Origin of the sequence: Paenibacillus mesophilus (assembly GCF_005938385.1) — a bacterium.
In the GTDB taxonomy this organism is placed as follows: Bacteria; Bacillota; Bacilli; order Paenibacillales; family NBRC-103111; genus Paenibacillus_AB; species Paenibacillus_AB mesophilus.
In genome coordinates, this window is record NZ_VCRA01000079.1 from 1 (window position 1) to 1,506 (window position 1,506).

The window sequence follows — 1,506 nt, forward strand, 5'->3', positions numbered from 1 at the left end:
GTTACTACTTAGGTCCCCCCTTTTCAAACGTAGAAAACTTGGTTAATAATGGGTAACCGAGTTCAAATGGAAAAGGGGACCACTGATGAAAATGAGTCCGGAAGAGATCGAACGAATCAGTCACAGTTCGCCAAGCGAAATTGCTGCGATCATTACCCGGTTGCTAGACATCATCGATCAACAGGCCGCACGGATCGTCGAACTCGAAAATCGAGTGGCCGAGTTAGAGCGTCAGTTAGGGCAAAACAGTCAAAACAGCAGCAAACCGCCATCCAGCGACGGTTTCCGGAAACCGACCAATCTTCGCAAACCCGGCGGCAAAAAAGGAGCGCCTAAGGGGCATGAAGGACATACGTTGCAGATGGTAGAGCAGCCGGATATTCAGATTACTCACACGCTCGCCCTATGTTCCCACTGTTCCACCTCACTGGCGGGAGGAACCTGCGAGGGTTACGAGAGACGTCAAGTGTTTGAACTGCCGCCACCGCGCCTCATCGTCACGGAGCATCGTGCGGAGAAAATCCGTTGTCCGCATTGTATGGCCCTCCAACAGGCCGCCTTTCCCGCCGAGGTCCGCGCTCCGGTTCAATTTGGACAGAGCGTTACCGCCTGGACCGTCTATCTGAGCATGTATCAGATGATGCCCTTGGAGCGAATCGGGCAGTTCTTTGCCGATCTGACCCAACATCGCCCAAGTGAGGCGACGTTGTTATCCCACCTGAAGACGATGCATGCGAATCTGGCTCCTCACGAGCAGATCATCTGTAAGCAACTGCTCACTTCTCCGGTAGCGCATGCGGATGAAACAAGCATCCGAATCGAAGGAAGCAAGCAATGGCTGCACAATGTATCCACCTCCGACTGGACCTACCAAGCGATTCATGACAGTAGAGGCACCCAGGCCTTCGATGACTTGGGCATCTTGCCGAATTACAGGGGCATTCTCGTGCACGACTGCAACATGCCCTATTTCAAAGACAAGTATGCGTATGAGCATGCCTTGTGCGGTGCCCATTTGATGCGGGAATGCCAGGGGATCGCCGAGTACGATCACCACAGCTGGGCGATCCGGATGAAACGGTTGTTGCAAGGAAGTTGGCGGCTCGTTAGGGCTGCAAGGCGAGCCAAACGCGCGTTGGCCCCGAAAACGGTAGCACGCATCGAACAGCGCTATGACGAGATTCTCCGACAGGGCGAGTCCGAGTGGCAGATCGGCCGAATCCGCGAAAAGACAGGCCCCCGCGGCCGGAAAAGCAAAAGTAAGGCCGCCAATCTGGGCGAACGATTCCGTCTTCATAAGGAGGCCATTCTCCGGTTTATTCGAGATGCCCGTGTCCCCTTCGACAATAACCAAGCCGAGCGCGATATTCGCATGGCGAAAGTGAAACAAAAGATCTCCGGTTCGTTTCGCACCTGGCAAGGGGCGGAACAGTTTGCTCGTGCCCGCAGTTTTATCTCTACCCTCCGTAAGCAAGGCCTCCCGGTCCTCACCTCCCTAACCTCCGT

The 1,506-nt window shown here is 54.8% G+C and carries 1 protein-coding gene; it reads left to right on the forward strand.

Annotated features, from left to right (window positions below):
- Positions 1–85: 85 nt before the first annotated feature.
- Positions 86–1,506: IS66 family transposase (gene tnpC / locus FE783_RS37235; protein ID WP_138884449.1), on the forward strand; the 1,421-nt coding region annotated here is incomplete at its 3' end.